Origin of the sequence: Paenibacillus sp. LHD-38, assembly GCF_031157315.1 — a bacterium.
In the GTDB taxonomy this organism is placed as follows: Bacteria; Bacillota; Bacilli; order Paenibacillales; family Paenibacillaceae; genus Pristimantibacillus.
Genome location: NZ_JAVIFU010000020.1, coordinates 48,778 through 65,675, shown reverse-complemented (window position 1 = coordinate 65,675; position 16,898 = coordinate 48,778). Strand labels below are relative to the sequence as shown.

The following is a 16,898-nucleotide window of genomic DNA, read 5'->3' as shown; positions in this document are numbered from 1 at the left end:
TAAGGCATATCCACTTGGAGGAAATGGCCCGAGAAGCATATGACATTCTGATTGTCGGTACCGGCGCCGGGGGCGGAACTGTACTTTGGCGGTTATGCGAGCGATTGGCGAAAGAACAATTGCGGATCGGGATTATCGAGGCGGGAGATCTGGTTGTGCCGACGCATACCCAGAACCTTCCGACCTATAATGTCGACGATGTAGCCAATATGTGGAGAAATCCGAAATATGTGAAGTATTACCGGACCAATGCCGCGAGTGGTGCGGTTCCGATTCCGATCGATTTCCAGCAACCGATTATTTTTGGCGGGGGAATGGTACATTGGGGAACCACCTCTATACGTATGGATCCGGTCGATCTGGCGGAATGGCCGGTTTCGATTCGGGAAATGAACTATTATTATAAAATAGCGGAACGGATCATGAACGTCACGCGGCGGGTTGCCGCCGGTTCGTCGGTTCAAGAAGTTATGCTTCAGCGTCTTCGGGAGAACGGATTTCCAGAAGCCACTGATATTCCTATGGCCGTCGACTTTACAGCGACCCAAAACGGCCGAATCAATTCCAGTTTTTTCTTCAGCTCCATTTTGCTAATAGCGAGGGCCTTAAATCTGCATTCGTTCGATCTGGCTGTCAAGGCCCGAGTCACCCGAGTGCTTGTTGAGAATGGGCGTGTCTCGGGAATCGAAGCAATGTCTCGAGACAAAAAGCCATACACGCTTAGGGCTAAGACGGTTGTGCTGTCAGCCGGTACGTTCGGTAATCCGCATATTTTGCTCCATTCCGGTGTCGGCGGGAATGCTGTCGGTCATTATCTGGCAAACCATTCTACCGTCGATTCCTTCTTGAAGGTTCAACGCTCTGCATTTGCAGAAGTTTCCGGAATCTCTAGAGTGTTAATTCCCCGTTCAGCGGATCGTTCGTATCAGTTCCTACTATTCGGAGGGGATTATTACCAGCCGTTTAAAATAAAGCCTTTAAGCGATGAGTGGAGAATCTGGTTAGGCGCTCATGGAAAGGTTCAATCCAGATATGAGAATAAAGTTACGCTTGACCCGGTGAGAAGGAACGAATACGGTATCCCAGATCTTCAAATTTCTTTCTCCTACAGTGAAGAAGATATGGAGATCATCAGCGAAATGGCTGCTGCTTCGGTGCTTGTGGCGTCCGCTTTGAAAATGCCGGTTTCGGGGGAGGGGGAGGTATGCTTAAGGCATCCCGGAGGGGAGAACCATGAAATGGGAACCTGCAGGATGGGAGAAAATCCGGAGACGTCCGTAACCGACCGTTTTGGCCGGATTCATGGCATTTTAGGACTTTTTGCCGCCGATAACAGCGTTCTTCCTACATCCGGCACGGCCAATCCGACATTATCCACCGTCGCCCTTGCAATCCGGACTGCGGATTATATCTCAGAACAATTGAAATAGGCTATAAATGTTCGATTTTAAATATGCTTTCAAAATCAGCCCTTACATAGACGTTTTGTTTGAGACATTAAATTTCTACTGTGGAATTAGCCCTCTATGGAGAATTACTCGACACGCTGAAAACAACTCACAACCTCTACCTTGATACTTTCCCCGTATCGAACGTTTCCGATAAATCGGAAGAATTAGATCCCAACGGAATAGGTATTCATCTATAAGCGCCTAACAGCGTAAAATGCTCGGAGATTACAAATGATTATTACCGTTAATCTGTTCAGTGAGAACCCTACACTTACAACTGTCGCTTTATCCGTAAGAGTTGCGGATTATATTGTAAGTCAGTTCCAATAAGCGCTTATGGAGCAATGTATAATGATGCTGTCGCGCGACGCCTGAGCTCGGGTGAAGGGGGTTTCCTTGGGCGCTGAATGCGCTGATATACAAGCCTTTTGACTCAACGGCCTTGATGAAATTTTGCTGTTTTTGCTCATCCGGGAGGAACTGAGCCGGTTTGACAAAGGCATACCCGGGATAGTCACGGTGCCAAATTCCAGCGCCTCTAATCCTGGGACCAAGCATCTCCTCGAAAAGTTGGCACCAAAAAAGGGGGGCTCCTGACGTAAATACGATTTCTGGCAACCCGGGCGCCCCTTATAGCACGTTGTAGCCAAATTATTCTTATTTGTATTGGCCGCCGGAATACTACGAAATTCTTCAATGGCAGTGGGAACAAAAAGTGATTCCCTATTGGCGGGAGATGGGGAGGTATGCCGCGAGCCGAGGGGTGAGGATCGGCATCGAAATGCATGAGGGGTTTACCGTGCATGCTCCGTCAGATGTTTTAAGACTCCGCCAGGCGGTAGGTGAAGCCATTGGATGCAGCTTCGATGCAAGCCATATGTGGACGCAGGGAATCGATCCGGTGGCGGCCGTTAAAATTCTCGGATTTGCCGGAGCGATCTATCATTTTTCAACAAAGGATATGATGTTTTCCAAAGATAATCTAAATTTATACGGGCTTCTCGATCCAAAGCCGCATGAACAGCCTCAGTATCGTTCGTGGTTTTACCGGACGATCGGATACGGCCACGACTTAAAAACCTGGTCCGACATCATAAGTGCCTTGCAATTGGCGGGATATAGCGGCGGCATTCACATTGAACAGCACGACCCGCTGATTCCTGCGCTGGAGGGCTTCACCAAAGCGGCGAGGAACTTGCGGGAACTGATTATCCGCGGATAATGGGAATGGGGGAGATATCCATGAACTTATCGGGCAATGAAAGCATGGATCATTGGATTCCTCTGACTCCGATTGAGACCATGTCGCAAACCGAATATGATGTGCTCATTGTCGGCAGCGGAGCAGGAGGCGGGGCGGCGCTCTGGAGATTATGCCAAAAGTGGAAAAACAGCGGCCGGCGCATCGGCTTGATCGAATCAGGCCCGCTTTTATTGCCGACACATGGACGGAATATGGCGACAATGAATGAAGAACGATTCGTCAAGTATTTTGAAAATCCGTTACATACCGAATACATCGGAAAGTTTTGGCCGGAATACCCCGGCGCCAGAATGATAAGAGCGCTGGGAGGAAGAACGCTTCAATGGTACCAGGTATCCCCTCGATTAAATCCGGATGATTTCCATAGCTGGCCGATTACATATGACGAGCTTATTCCTTATTATTTGACAGCCGAACAAATCATGAATGTCACTTCAAAGTATGCTGCGGGTTCTTCGATCCAGGAGATTCTGCTTGAACGCCTCCGTTCGAACGGATTTCCGGGTGCAACCGATACCCCGTTGGCGGCTGATCTTGAAGCTACCCGGTATGGACAGATCCATTCGAATGTTTTCTTCAGCTCGATTATTTTTTTGGCCCATGCACTCAATACCAGACCTTTCGATTTGGCTGTCCGGTCACAAGCCGTTCGGGTGCTGATAGACAAAGGTAAAACCGCCGGTGTCGAAGTGATGACCCCTGATTTAAAAACCTATCCGATCCGAGCCAAAACGGTTATCCTTTCCTGCGGTACATGGGAGACGCCGCGGCTGCTTCTTCATTCCGGCATTCCCGGGCGAGCCATCGGCCATTATTTGACGAATCACATGAAGGTGTTTGCGGATGTAAAGGGAGCACGGAGCCAATTCGGAGAAGTAGCGGGTGTTGCCAGCCTTTGGATACCGGTACCGGAAAACAAATGGGAGATCGTGTATGGCTTCGGAACCGATCCTTTTCATTATTATTGGTATGCCTACGAACAGAAACCGCTGTTGAATGAGCTGAAATTCAGATTTGTCAGTGCAGGGCCGGTGGAGCAGCGCTATGAGAACCGCGTGTTTCTCGAGCCTGGCACAGAGGACGAATATGGAGTCCCGCGCCTGCAGGTCAGCTTCTCTCACAGCAATCAGGACCGGGCCAGAATTCCTGAATTATTCAGAACGATACGGACCGCGGTTCATGGCATGGGGCTGGATTTCGACAAGGAGCCCTGGTTAATCGCCCCTGGAGAAGACAATCATGAATGCGGTACCTGCCGGATGGGGCTAGATCCCGATACTTCCGCAACTAATACCTACGGACAAATCCATGGCATTCCGGGCTTGTTTGCGGCCGATTCCAGCGTTGTCCGTTTAACCGGACCGGCTAACCCGATGCTGACGACAGTCGCATTAGCGATTCGGACAGCAGATTATATTAGCCGAAAATAGGCGTGAGAGAAAAGGAGTGTATGCTTCTGAGAATTTACGTGGCCGGGTACGGCGATACGCTTAGAACGATAGCCTCCAAGTATGAAACCGAAACAGAAGTCTTGCTTGCCTTAAATTTGCAGATCCCTGACCCTGATCAATTGATTCACTGGACACAAATTCGGCTCCCTCCCCCAGTGTATACTCTCCACACATTTTTAATCAGAAAATGGATGTCCAAACATATAAAACGTTTACGCTTGAGGATGATTTTAGGAATTGTTGAACTGGTTAGGAACCAATGAAGACAGCCAGTGAATGAAATTACCAGCGCATTAAGCTTGGCCAGAAATTAACCGGTCAGGCGGTCATTCGTCAAGGGTATGAAGAACTTAGACAAGTAGGGTCTGCCTTGCAAGCCCCTCGAATCGGAGAGGTCATGGGTCCTGACATAAATGGAGATCATTTCATTGGAACCTGCAGGATGGGGGTTGACCCTAAACGATCCGTACGGTCAAATTCACAGCATATCCGGTCTTTACGTAGCGGATAATAGCGTGATTCCCAGCAGCGGAACTGCCAATCCTACACTTATTACCGTAGCTCTGGCGATTCGTACGGCGGATTATTTGATGCGTCTGTTGAAATAAACGTAGAGATGTGCCGGAATGAGAATCTATAGGCATTCATATTAAGAATCATTCGATATGGAGGTTGATTCTAATTAGACTTGGTGTGTTTGTAAATAGTGCATTCAATAGTCTGACTTTCGAAGAGATGCTTGATTTTGTCCGATCCCAAGGTGTTGAGGCATTGGAATTTGGAACCGGAAATTATCCTGGGGATGCCTTTGTCAAACCGGCCCAGTTCCTCGCGGATGAGCTAAAGCAAAAAGCCTTCATCCAAGCCGTTGAGTCGAGAGGCATGTATATCAGCGCATTCAGCGCCCAAGGCAATCCACTTCATCCTAACCGATGCGTCGCCCGGCAGCATCATGACACTTTAATTCTGACGATCGATTTGGCTCTAAAAATGGGAGTGCCCGTTGTAAATACTTTTTCCGGCAATCCGGGCGCCCCTGACAGCACATACTATCCAAACTTTGCTTCTCTGTCTTGGCCTCCGGAATACCCGGAAATTTTTGAGTGGCAGTGGGAACAAAAAGTGATACCTTATTGGCGGGAAATGGGGCCATACGCTGCGAGCCGAGGGGTGAAAGTCGCGATAGAAATGCATGAGGGGTTTACCGTACATGCCCCGGCAGGTCTTCTAAAACTCCGCCAGGCTGTGGGGGAAGTGATCGGATGCTGCTTTGATGCGAGCCATATGTGGACGCAGGGGATCCATCCGGTGGGGGCCATAAAAATTCTCGGGTTTGCCGGAGCAATCTATCATGTATCAACCAAGGATATGATTTTTTCCGAGGATAACCTGAATTTATATGGGATTCTCGATCCTAAGCCCCATAGTCAACCGCAATACCGTTCATGGAATTACCGAACCATTGGTTACGGGCATGACTTAAAAACATGGTCCGACATTATAAGCGCCCTCCAATTGGTCGGATATACCGATGGTTTTCACATTGAACAAGACGATTCGCTGATGAACGGACTGGAAGGAATCACGAAAGCGGCGATGAGCTTGCGTGAATTGATCATCCGCGGACCTATGTCATCTGCATAACTTCTATGATTTTCACTTCAAGTGAGTTGTTAATAATTGAAAGTATGAGATGTCCGTGAATGGTTCGACCACTGAAAGCATGGATGATTGGATTCCTCTGACTCCAGTCGAGTGAATGGCGCAAACCGATTATAGATTATGCCGGCAGTGGGGAAACAATGGCAAACGAATCGGGATAATCGAATCGGGCCCACTTTTATTGCTGACACATGGACGGAATATCGCGACGATGAATGTACGGGCGTGAAAGCGGTACGCCTTATTTTCCGATATATATGTAACGGATTTTCAAAGTACCTGATCGCTCTGATGGGTGTGTTGATTTATTTTTTCGTTAAGGATAAAGAGTGCGAGAAAAGCGAGCAGAAAACCAGCATCAAGGAGATTGTTCAGGTGCTTATAATTCCGCAGACATGGTTGTTAGCGCTGATTATTTTCTGTTACAAATGCATGCATGAAAGAATTGAATTCCTGCTGTTCAACGGAAGGACGTGGAGCTATGAGGATTTACGTCGCGAAGGACGGGGATACCCTTATCCGAATTGCGGAACAGTTTAATACCACCATAGAGTCCCTACTTTCCCTAAATGCGCAAATTGGAAGTCCCGGGCAGCTCCTTTCCGGAGAACCGATTTATTTGCCTACTCATACCACGTCGAGGGAATACCGGACTACGAGTCCTTTTGGAAATCTGCAGTGTCCGGTTCCCTGGTTTCCTACTACGCCTCCGGAGGAAATGGAAAAAAACGAATATGATGTGCTTATCGTCGGCACCGGGGCGGGAGGCGGGGCGGTTCTGTGGCGGTTATGCGAGCAGTGGGGAGCTAACGGCAAACGGATCGGCGTCGTGGAAGCCGGTGATTTGACAGCCCCGACGCATGCAGCCAACCTGCCGTATTTTGATGCCGACCTTTATACATACACGGGTCAGTCGCATCCTCAATTTCCGGGCACCAGGCAAGTGATTGCCTTCGGAGGAAGGACCTTATTATGGGGGTTAATCAGTCCCCGCGTCCCCGATTTCGCCCTTGCGGAATGGCCGATTCCGGTTAAGGAAATGAAGGCCTATTACAACATTGCCGAAAAATTGATGAACGTCACCCAAAACTTTCAAAACGATTCTTCGCTGCAAGAGGTGCTGCTCGGTCGGCTGCAAAATCATGGATTTTTGGAGGCGCAATATGCGCCGATCGCCGCCGACCTCACTCCGACCAAATATGGGGTCATTCATTCCAACGTCTCTTTCAGCTCGATTCAATGCTTCGCTTCCGGGATTTACCGCCGGCCTTTCGACCTTGCTGTCAAGTCCCGGGCCGTTCAAGTTTATGTGGAAAACGGAAGAGCGGTGGGAGTCAGGGTCATGCAGCCGGACGGAAAATCGTACGTGATCAGAGCTAAGAACATTGTTCTATCGGCCGGCGCTCTGGAAAATCCGCGCATTTTGCTGAATTCCGGGATTGAAGGCAGGGCAATCGGCCATTATTTGACGGGTCATACTTATGTGAGAGCCAGAGGGAAAATCGAAACGAAGGATTTTCCGGATATGCTCGGGACGCTCGATATTTTAATTCCGCAAACGCTGCATCGTCCTTTCCAGATCCAGATAGACGGGCCGTACGGCCCGAATTGGTTTGTCATGTACCAGCAGTATAAAGAAAGGCCTTTCAGAGACGATTGGGAAATCACGTTATACGGCTTCGGAAAAACCCAATCGCGTTACGAAAATCGGGTTGCAATCGATCCGTTAAGGCGTGATGAGTACGGTATACCGCTCATCCAAATCGATTTTTCTTACAGCGACAAGGATTTGGAAATTAGAAGGCAATCGGCAAATACTTTGCAGCAGGCTGCCGCGGCGATGGGAGTTCCGATCGTCGCGCAGGAAGGTCAACCGGCGATCCAGGTGGTGCCACCCGGAGGCGACCAGCATGAGTCCGGGACCTGCCGCATGGGCTTTGACCCGGATACCTCGGCGACGAATCCGTATGGTCAGGTACACGGCGTTCAGGGTCTTTATGCGGCGGACCTTAGCGTCCTGCCTACCCTGAACGCCGCCAATCCTACCTTGAGCGTCGTCGCTCTGGCCATACGTACGGCGGATTATATCGTAAGTCAACTGAACTAGTTTTCTACCAAGGCATCGAAAATCGGAGGCGCGGGTGCTTCCACTTCAGCATGCCTGTAAGCATAAGCGCTGCGAAGTAGAGAAGCAAGGAACCGGCTATGAACCGATGACGCTCCAAATCATCGGCAGGCCTTGAGCCGTAAGATAGTCAAAGCTCCTGTGCCCACATATCGCCATCAGGAGCATGCAGATGCCGACCTTCACATAGGGCCGGAGCTCCTGTTAAAACCGATCGAGCTTGAGATCGAGAAGAAGTTTAGCAGCGTCTGCATGATAATCCCGATGCCGATGCCGTACGCAACGTCGATAATACCGAATTGACTGCCGAATACGAAGATGGAGACGCCCTTGAATACCATGGCCGTGACGTAGTTCCACAGCGTAGCTTTCGTGCGCCCGAGTCCGAGCAGAATCGCATGCAGCGGAGCGTCGAAATAATGCAGGAAATACATCGGCGCCAATACTTTCAGCAGCAGCCCCGCTTACGGCGCGTCGTATACGAGCGTCGTGAGCGGGGTTGCCCATTCGAGCACGCCATTTCTTACGGGATGTAGCTCAGCTTGGTAGAGCACCTGGCTTGGGACCAGGGGGTCGCATGTTCGAATCGTGTCATCCCGATTTATATAACGAGCCCTTTATCCAATTTGGATAAAGGGCTCGTTATGTTTTAAGGTATATAATAGCACAGTGGAGCGATTGCTTGCAGCTTTTCTCCCCATTTACTTCAACACTGTAACGCACTCGGTATGCAGCAAACATCGACGCCTTAAACGATTTCGTTACCTTGTTTAGATTTAATGGGGACGGTACCTCAACGACTCTATAACACGGTACTGGTTTTAACATTAAAAATACGAACTAAAAAGAGTTTGCTCAAAATGAATGTTATAGAGGTTCGGAGTTATATGGAACTGGACTTGAATGGTAGGTGAGAAGATAAAGGATAAAGCAAAGCAATACAAAAAGGGCGGTAAACCTACACATCGAAAAGAACGAACGATCAACTCTGATTTTGATATTATTGCCCAATACCAGTCAGAGTTTCGGGGATTTGCTCAGTACTATCTGATTGCTTACAACGCTCATCAGTTGCATAGTCTCAAACGAACGATGGAAGTGTCTTTAGCACGTACGCTCGCGAATAAGTTCAAAACAACGGCTAATAAAATGTTCAAGAAGTACAAAATGACTCGTGAAACGGATGGACAAAGCTATAAGGTGCTTCAAACTGAAGTGAAACGCGAAGGAAAAAAGCCGCTGGTCGCTTTTTTCGGCGGGTTTAAGCTCGGATACAAGAAAGATGCCATCATTGTGGATGCTCCACCAACAGGAAAAGTGTTCAGTATCAAGAGCCAACTGATTGACCGATTGTTGAATGACACATGTGAATTATGTGGGGCTAAAGGCAACATCGAAATGCACCACATCAAGAAGCAGAAAGACCTTGAAAATAACGGTAGAACAGACAAACCCGAATGGATGAAGCGCATGATTGCGATGAGAAGAAAGACGCTTGCCGTGGCGGCAGATCAACTAGAAGCGGAAGTTGCGGTGGCAGAGGAGGTCGTGGACCATCAAATCGATCAAGACTTAACACCAGCTGCTTCAGATCGGATTCAAGAAGAGGAAATAGAAACGCAAATGGCCGAACTGGAAGCAATCGCTGAAAATGAAGAGCCCGAAGAAGAAATCAGCGAAGAAGAATTAAACCTGTTGCTCGGTAAGCAAGAAGATCAGTCCATTCCAGGAGGCGATGCAGAAATGAGTCAGATCGACCGTGACTTTGAAGAAATCGAAAAAATGATTAATGAAGAACTGGATGAGGATTTGATCGATCAGAAAGCCTTAAATGATGTTGTCGATATGCTGATTGAAGAGGAAGAGAAAGCAAAGAAGGAAGCTAAAGATGAGAAGAATATCGATGAACTTTTGCCAATGTAAGGGGAGATGTCAAAATGAATCCATCTAAACAATTCGAGGGCCGTATCTATGATCCAGATCTTAGAAAATTCGGTTATCTCGTTAGGCTAGATGACGGTAACGTTGCCGTTGAAGATGAGGAAGCAGACGTTCTTTTTGATGGGGAAGATCAGGTGCAGACAGTCAAGTCGCTTTCCTTTTACGATATTGAAGATGAGGAACCGATAATGGCAATAAGCATTATTGGAAGTATTGATAAACCGATTCAATTACTTTGCATTCAAGGTGAGAATGAGGGTGAGATTATCGAAATTGAACCACATCGATTCGGCTATAACATATTTTGGAGCGGTACAACAAAGTCTGTCGCAGATTCGTTAGATGTATTATGTGTCATTTTGAAATAGGGGAGTAGAAAATCGACTTATCGCCTATAAGGGGTACCGCCATGGCGGTACCCCTTTAAAAAGAATTTTTCGGAGTATCAAAAAAGACGAGGATTAATTTTAACCCTTTAATAGGGGGCACTTCACGAAACGGAAAAAATCGTACGCTAAGCAATTCATAACATGAAAAAACCGGACCAAGGCTTTGCATCAACATAACGTCCAGGTTAAAAAGCTTAAAAAGATGAAGTCCATCATGAAGTTATGCGGAAAGCTGGCCCGCCTTTTAGTCGGAATGGCACGCAGCGAGGAAGCTTACGACCCGAATAAAGTCTTTGCACTGGCAGCTTAAAAACTAAAGACCAACTCACGCAAGCTGGTTTATTCGCAGGATTACAAAGAAAGCACGGAGTATCGGGATATGTTACGCAAAAGGGCTCCGACCCGTTCCGTTAGAAAGACCGACCTCCACCCCTTAGATAGGTGTAACGAAGGAATGAAAGGGCATATGACCCGTTGAGACATGGGAGTGAAAATCGCTAAGGGCTACGTGGAGAATACGTGCAGCATATGGAACGAATTGGGTGGGGCTACTCCCTCCTCTATTCCCGCACGCCTTCTGACGGCACATCTTAGCAAACCTGGCTCTCTTCATTCATCTACCAAATCTCAAGGCGGGTGAAATCCTGCGAATACACGAGCTTGCGTGAGTAAATCAAATCATACCGAGGGAGCGTAACGACCTGGTCCTCTCAAAGCTCACTCTAGTTACTTTATGATTTAATTAACGGTCGTGCCCTTTAAGTTCCTTAAGACCTGATGAACTACTTTATATAATAAGAATCCGGACAGTGCCCCCGCGCTGTTTAGTATCAAATCATCAACATCGACAGACCTTGTACCGAGGGAAAGAAGTGAAATGGTCAACTGGATCGTCTCAATTGCGAGAGATACCAATAGTCCGTATAGGAGCGCCCTCCCCGTCGTCTTGACCTTCATAATCCTCAAGAGTATGCCAAAAGGAAGCAGCAACAGAAGATTTCCCAAGACATTTCGAATACCAACCATATAATAAAAATGATTGAGCGATCCGGATATACTCTTAAACGGGATGAGGTTATAAGAAAGGACAACACCGTTTGTCTTTATATCCGCAATTAGCCCCGGGTCAATAGGCATAGGAAAGAACGTCACTGAAATAACCGCGGCACCGTAAACCAAAGCCAACACGCTGATAACATGGAAGAATATTCGTTTTTTGTAGAGCAAGTTAAAGATGATGAGAATCGGTACTCCTATCACAACTATTGTAATAAAGGCAAAGCTGGTTTCAAGCATTCCTCGTTCTCCATCCTATCTAAGAAATTTCTTAGACTTAATTCGTCGCGTTTACAGTATTTACCTTCATTGAAAGTTAAGTAAATCCGATTGATACTCACGCTATACTGCCCGTTAGCTTAATAATAAATGGAGCAGCTGCCGCGGCAAACTGCTCCATTTTCCGTTCAACTATCGTTTCCCGTTAGAGTAATGAGGCATGTTAAATGGACAGAAACGTGAATCATTTATCAACCTTGGACAATTCTTCTTCGTAGTATCTTCGTGTTTTTCTTTTTCCGTTAAAAGTTAACAAAAATATATGTTTTTTGTCTTTATCATGCCATTGAATCTCATCTATAGTCCCGATTAGTTCTTTTCCTTTCATATAAACCTGTTCGCCAAAATTATATTTAGGGCTACCAAGTAATTTGTAATTGTTAGGTTTAACCCTAAATTCCTTTGTCCCGCTTTGAAGCAATAAATATCCATCAATATAGTCCTTACAGAAAAAAACTTTTGAATTATTGGGTTCGAATAATCCAACTTCATCAGGATGTAAAAACTCAACTCCGTATTCAACAAACCAGGGGTACAATCCCCATGTATTAATATATTTATTCATTTTGAGCTCTTCCTTGTTGGATTAATAGTAATTTAGCTATCGTTTTATACTTGTATTATTCGTGAAACGATTAAGCTATCCTGCCCGCTAGCTTAATGACGCATCTTCAATCTAATGCTTTATTTTCTCTATTCACAACTTACTCATGAATACTACGGCAGTACTTTTGTATTAGAATGGACTACATAGTACTGCATCATTTCTCTGTCGGGAATGGGGCAATGTTCTTGTCTTCCGACAGAATTGCACATAATTATTGGATTTTTTTAAACTCCCATAATAATGTGCAATATACTCTCTGAACTTTTCAAAATCATCAACACCTCTTAATATTTAACCATTAATTGTGTACACACAAAACCATTTTCAGTCCAAGCGAATGCCTCCGGACTTTACCCAGTTAAGAAACTTCATTAGTCCCAACGCAGCGTCTTCCATCGGAAAATATTCCAGTCCTACATATCCTCTAAACCCGGTAGCTTCAATTGCTTTAAAGATGTTCAAATAATATAGCTCCCCTGTATACGGCTCGTGTCTTCCAGGAACCCCTGCAACGTGGAAATACCCGATTTTATCGATATTCCGAGTTATAGTGGATATAATATTCCCTTCCATAATCTGCATATGATAGATGTCGTACAGCACTCTGACATAAGGGCTGCCGACTTCGTCGACAATCTGAAACGCCTCCTCAGAGTGGTATAAATAATAGCCCGGATGGTCGACCTGTGTATTAAGCGGTTCAATCACCAGCATCATTCCCGCCTGCCTCAGCATGGGTACGCATTCCTTCAGCCCTTCTACAATGCTGCGATGCTGTACCTCTCTGGGGACACCTTGCAATTCTTGTCCGACCTGCGAAATAATGTGCTTGCACCCAAGCATCTGGGCAGCCGCAATCGTTTGCCGAAGGCCTTCCATATATTCCTTCCTTTTGGAAGGGTCGGTCAAGCTGATAAATTTCGTAACAATGCTGGCCAGTGTAAGCTGCAGCGCCTCCTTCGCAGCTTTAATCGCATACAAATCTTTTTCCCACCAGATCCAAAACTCAAATGCGTTAAAGCCTGCCCGTTTAACCTCCACCATGCTTTGGACAAAATCTTTGCCTGCATACACTGCTTCAATGGAAACGGAAAATTTCAGCGTCATCACCTCCATTATCTTATAAAAGACATGCCGATCCGCTTCTAGCGAAGCTGTTTCATCAAATGGTCCGCAGTGCGGATAGCAAGAGCGACGGTGGTGAGCGTAGGGTTCGCCGCACCGCTCGTCGGGATGACGCTGTTATCCGCTACGTAAAGGCCCTGCACGCCGTGAATCTGGCCGTAAGGATCGGTTGCGGAGGTTGCTGGGTCATAGCCCATCCTGCAAGTTCCCATATCATGATACACCAGTCCGGCAGTAAGCGAACTAAGCGATGTTTGCGTTGCTTGCGAAGCCTCAAGCGCCCGCTTAACGCCTTCGCCCATCCGCCGAAATACCTCCTTGTCTTTGGCGCTGTACGAGAACTCAACCTCCAATTCGGGAACGCCGTAATCGTCCACTCTGCGCGGGTTCAGCGCGACGTAATTCTCATACCGGGATTCAACTGCTCCGGAAGCGCCGTATCCGACGTTCACTTGCTCAAGCATCGGCTTTAATTCATACAAATAATTAAAATAAGATCCACTAAGCTGAATTTGATAATCGCGCTCTGCCGTACGCGGAACCAAAAGAGCCAGTACCCCAAGTGTCTCCGGGAAACCGGCGGTGCGAATGTTTCCTACGCCGGTTATCCTGGTATGCGTCGTTAAATAATGGCCGATCGCTCTTCCTGGAATGCCCGAATTTAATAAAATGCGCGGCGTCTCGAACGTGCTTGCCGATAAAACGACGGTTTTCCCTTTCAGGACATACGTTTTTTTATCCCGGGTCATCACCTTCACGCCAGCTGCTTTCCCCTTGTCGGCAAGCACCTCGGTCACGCGGGCTTTCACCGCCAGGTCAAAGCTCCCAAAGCTTAAAGCCCAAGCAAAAAATGCCATAGAGCTGAAAAAGACATTGGAGCGAATATAGCCGTATTTGGATGGCTGCATGTCGGCAGCCAGCGGCTGGGGAACGGTTTCGGGGAATCCGCCCGCCAGTATGCGGCTTAGAATGATTTCTGAAAATGACGAGTTTTTGCTGTAGTCGGAAGAAACGGTCATGACCTGCTCGGCTATCGTGTAATAACTGTCCATTTCCGCCGGAGAAACGGGCCATTGCGCGATATCCACCTGGTGCATCCGCGGAGTGACCCCGTTCCAAAGCATGCTTCTTCCGCCTAACGCAATAAATGACTCAAAATAGTGAGGTGCCGACGAAGGCGGCGAAAGATCGCCCATGCCACCCGGTTTTGCTGTAGCTACCGGCTTCCAAAGCTTCGGGTTTCTAATAAAACGTTGTAAGCGGTCGCCGTTTAAGGTAGGCACATTTTGCGCGTGAGTGGGTAATAACAAATCGCCGGCTTCGACGATGGCAATTCGTTTGCCGCTTTTTCCCCATTGCTCGCATAATCGCCAGAGCACAGCGCCTCCTCCGGGCCCTGTGCCTACAATGATGACATCATAATCGGTTTGGGCCATCTGCTCTAGCGGCGTGAGCGGAATCCATTGCTCCAAATATTCTCCGGGATCGGGAGGAACCGGGGTGCCTTGGAAGGACATATTCGGCAGCGTAGACGATCCGTGAGAGGATGGGAAACGGATCTGTAAACCGGCCACGTTCCGATCGGGATGCGCAATGACCGGATTCCATGAAAGCAGATCCTCGATAGCAATGTCATATTTTTGTGAAATCGTTCGTATCGTTTCCCCGTCATGGGCAATGTAAATCCGCATCACATTCACCTATCCTTTCGACTAATCACTATCCGATAGATGCGATAACGAGCAGAAAATACAATCGACAATCCATAGTTCATCCATTCTTGACCATACGATCCCCTGCCTGTTCCATTACGGATAACCGCACGGCTTCCACGGCGGGTACGGCTGTGATATTCATCTTACAATCATTTTTATTTATAGGACTTTCGATTTATGTCAGCAGGGAGGTGATCTCTCATTCGCCCTTTATATAAATTACATGCCGATTAACGGTTTGCAAATAACTTATCTTGACAAATAAAAACAGGCTCTTGGCTTATACCTCTAATTGAAATATAGATATTTTACATTACCTTTAGCTTAGTGACGCATCGTTAGTCTAATACTTTATTTTCTTTAAACAACTAGCACTAATGGTGTCGCTATCTATAGGCGTCCTGAAAGGCAGCCGCTCCAACTAGGATCGGCTGCCTTTTCTCATGGCTGTTGAGTGTAAAATATGAAATTATGTACAAACATCTTACTCTTTTTGTTTGTTTTGTTAAGCATATAATTAGTGTGAGCTACGAAATAACAGGCTGAGGAAATGTTATTTTTCTATCTGTTTTATTGAAGTAAATGGAAGAAATAGATGGTACCATGATGGGAATGAATCAGGGGGAATGTAGGATGATGATCGAACCGCGAAAATTAAGCTATAAGGATTTCCCAGCTTTTCGTGCAACTGCGGACGGGATGAAAACATTATCTTTCGATGAAGAGGCTATTTATTGGACCTGCTTTCTGGTCGGACGAAACTCTTGAAATAGTGGAGAGCTTCCTGCAGAGATGTTTGTCTTGAAAAATATTCTGAAGCTAGGTGAACAAACATGAATCAGCAAGCCGTCATTCATCCGTTATTATTAACATTGCAAGAGAAATCAGAGCAATTATTTGGTTTTAAAATCATTTCATGGGTGCCGATTTCGCTCGGCTGGCTGAATTTAAAATGGAAGCTGGAAACCGATCAAGGCGAGTTTTTGCTTAAGCAATACCATACCAAAAGATATAAGAACGAAAATGTTTTGATTCGGGCGCTGGAACAGCAGCAAAGATTGTCTGAGTCGGGTATGCCTTGTCCACAATTGCTAGCTATAAATGGGACAATTCTGCATGCCTTTTCGGATGAAAAGTTTGTTATTATGCAATTTTGTACCGGGGAAATCGTGAAACCAAAAGACATGAACATAGACAAAATGTATGATCTCGGCCGGGTCACTGGCATGATGCATCGGTTGTTGAATGATGGTTCTCTCCGCGAAGAAGGAAACACGCAATTTATACTACAAAATCGCCAAGAGAGAATCAGCCACTGGAGCAACGTAATCGAGGAAATAAAAAGTAAGAATAACACGAATTTAATTAGCCATCTCGAGCTGCAAATGAATTTATCCAAGACGATAGACATCGAATCTTTTGGGAAATCCATACCTGGCTGGGCTCATCGTGACCTATGGGTAGATAACCTATTGTTTGATAAGGATCAGGTTTCCGCTTTGCTCGACTTTGATCGGTTAAATTATGACTATCCGGAATTAGATGTTGCCAGAGCTATCTTGTCCTGGTCATTACATAATGGGAACTTCCGAACCGAACTCGCTTCGGCCTTTCTTCAGGGTTACCGTACGGTAAATGAATTTCCCGTCGGAAAGATAGTTAGCTCGTTAAGGATGTTATGGTATTTGGAGTCTGTTTGGTGGATTAACGCAAGTATGGAACACCATAATAGGGTTCAGGCCAGGTTTGCTGAGGAAATGACTTGGCTAGCTGAAAATGATGAGCAGCTTCCTGTAATGCTTGGTGACTTATAAACATTCGCGCCTAAAAGTT

At 46.6% G+C, this 16,898-nt stretch carries 15 protein-coding genes, 1 tRNA gene and 1 pseudogene; 12 read left to right on the top strand and 5 right to left on the bottom strand.

Annotation, left to right across the window (positions count from 1 at the left end):
- The first annotated feature begins 23 nt into the window (after positions 1 to 23).
- From RCO25_RS18195 to RCO25_RS18165, 7 genes are all read left to right on the top strand, one after another.
- Positions 24 to 1,430 (top strand): GMC oxidoreductase, encoded by a 1,407-nt coding sequence (locus tag RCO25_RS18195; protein WP_308997562.1) that lies wholly within the window; start codon positions 24 to 26, stop codon positions 1,428 to 1,430.
- 682 nt (positions 1,431 to 2,112) lie between these two features.
- Entirely contained in the window at positions 2,113 to 2,673 is a 561-nt protein-coding gene (locus tag RCO25_RS18190; RefSeq protein WP_308997561.1) for a sugar phosphate isomerase/epimerase family protein, read from the top strand.
- 20 nt (positions 2,674 to 2,693) lie between these two features.
- On the top strand, positions 2,694 to 4,145 hold the full coding sequence (locus tag RCO25_RS18185) for a GMC family oxidoreductase (RefSeq protein ID WP_308997560.1): 1,452 nt from the start codon (positions 2,694 to 2,696) through the stop codon (positions 4,143 to 4,145).
- Between the two features lie 449 nt (positions 4,146 to 4,594).
- Positions 4,595 to 4,774: a GMC oxidoreductase gene (locus tag RCO25_RS18180; RefSeq protein ID WP_374992127.1), complete on the top strand. Its 180-nt coding sequence runs from the start codon at positions 4,595 to 4,597 to the stop codon at positions 4,772 to 4,774.
- A 73-nt stretch (positions 4,775 to 4,847) separates the two neighbouring features.
- On the top strand, positions 4,848 to 5,810 hold the full coding sequence (locus RCO25_RS18175) for a sugar phosphate isomerase/epimerase family protein (RefSeq protein WP_308997602.1): 963 nt from the start codon (positions 4,848 to 4,850) through the stop codon (positions 5,808 to 5,810).
- Positions 5,811 to 5,957: 147 nt separating this feature from the next.
- On the top strand, positions 5,958 to 6,368 hold the full coding sequence (locus RCO25_RS18170) for a hypothetical protein (RefSeq protein WP_308997559.1): 411 nt from the start codon (positions 5,958 to 5,960) through the stop codon (positions 6,366 to 6,368).
- Entirely contained in the window at positions 6,310 to 7,935 is a 1,626-nt protein-coding gene (locus RCO25_RS18165; protein ID WP_308997558.1) for a GMC oxidoreductase, read from the top strand. The genes RCO25_RS18170 and RCO25_RS18165 overlap by 59 nt, the downstream gene beginning before the upstream one ends.
- 200 nt (positions 7,936 to 8,135) lie before the next feature.
- On the opposite strand, the gene RCO25_RS18160 is transcribed toward RCO25_RS18165, so the two are convergent.
- Positions 8,136 to 8,396, bottom strand: coding sequence for a hypothetical protein (locus RCO25_RS18160; protein ID WP_483874713.1), 261 nt, complete (start codon positions 8,394 to 8,396; stop codon positions 8,136 to 8,138).
- Between the two features lie 83 nt (positions 8,397 to 8,479).
- Between RCO25_RS18160 and RCO25_RS18155 the strand changes: the two genes are divergently transcribed.
- The 4 genes and pseudogenes from RCO25_RS18155 to RCO25_RS35110 form a co-directional block, all read left to right on the top strand.
- Positions 8,480 to 8,553, top strand: a tRNA-Pro gene (locus RCO25_RS18155).
- 303 nt (positions 8,554 to 8,856) lie between these two features.
- Complete coding sequence (locus tag RCO25_RS18150) at positions 8,857 to 9,876, top strand: HNH endonuclease (protein ID WP_308997557.1); 1,020 nt, start codon at positions 8,857 to 8,859, stop codon at positions 9,874 to 9,876.
- Between the two features lie 14 nt (positions 9,877 to 9,890).
- Entirely contained in the window at positions 9,891 to 10,262 is a 372-nt protein-coding gene (locus RCO25_RS18145; RefSeq protein ID WP_308997556.1) for a hypothetical protein, read from the top strand.
- 178 nt (positions 10,263 to 10,440) lie between these two features.
- Positions 10,441 to 10,593, top strand: a pseudogene (locus RCO25_RS35110) (IS110 family RNA-guided transposase); the annotation flags it as partial.
- Positions 10,594 to 11,021: 428 nt separating this feature from the next.
- Here the strand turns inward: RCO25_RS35110 and RCO25_RS18135 are convergent.
- From RCO25_RS18135 to RCO25_RS18120, 4 genes are all read right to left on the bottom strand, one after another.
- A complete protein-coding gene (locus tag RCO25_RS18135) occupies positions 11,022 to 11,579 on the bottom strand; it encodes a VanZ family protein (RefSeq protein WP_308997555.1) in 558 nt (185 codons plus the stop codon).
- Between the two features lie 223 nt (positions 11,580 to 11,802).
- Positions 11,803 to 12,183 (bottom strand): DUF6960 family protein, encoded by a 381-nt coding sequence (locus tag RCO25_RS18130; protein WP_308997554.1) that lies wholly within the window; start codon positions 12,181 to 12,183, stop codon positions 11,803 to 11,805.
- A 366-nt stretch (positions 12,184 to 12,549) separates the two neighbouring features.
- Complete coding sequence (locus tag RCO25_RS18125) at positions 12,550 to 13,332, bottom strand: hydroxypyruvate isomerase family protein (protein ID WP_308997553.1); 783 nt, start codon at positions 13,330 to 13,332, stop codon at positions 12,550 to 12,552.
- Positions 13,333 to 13,370: 38 nt separating this feature from the next.
- Entirely contained in the window at positions 13,371 to 15,041 is a 1,671-nt protein-coding gene (locus tag RCO25_RS18120; protein ID WP_308997600.1) for a GMC oxidoreductase, read from the bottom strand.
- Positions 15,042 to 15,898: 857 nt separating this feature from the next.
- Here RCO25_RS18120 and RCO25_RS18115 point away from each other — a divergent pair.
- Complete coding sequence (locus tag RCO25_RS18115) at positions 15,899 to 16,879, top strand: phosphotransferase (RefSeq protein WP_308997552.1); 981 nt, start codon at positions 15,899 to 15,901, stop codon at positions 16,877 to 16,879.
- Positions 16,880 to 16,898: the final 19 nt, after the last annotated feature.